This window comes from Pseudomonas sp. AC463 (assembly GCF_979253585.1).
Map to the genome: position 1 here is coordinate 1 of NZ_CEEDDZ010000826.1, position 257 is coordinate 257.

1 protein-coding gene is annotated in these 257 nt (G+C 59.5%); it reads right to left on the minus strand.

Features of this window, described 5'->3' with window-relative positions:
• Positions 1-257, minus strand: a 257-nt coding sequence (locus tag AC0IYH_RS32540) for a sulfatase-like hydrolase/transferase (protein WP_471838477.1), incomplete at both ends; no start/stop codon positions are given.

Sequence of the window (257 nt, forward strand, 5' to 3'; positions counted from 1 at the left end):
ACGCAGTGTCTTGGGCAGTTGAATGATCGCCGGCACACTGATTCCGCCTTCGGCCGTGGTGCCCTTGAACAAGTGAAAAGGCGCGGCACTGACTTCCGCCCAACGCAACCCATAGTCGATCTGCGAGCCTCGCTGGCCCAGATTGGCCAGGCTGTTATCGGTGTTCACCCCGGGCGGATAGAACTGCGCATGATTTTCCGCCGCTGCGCCGTTGTCGGACATGAAGACGATCACCGTGTTGTCGTACTGGCCGCTTT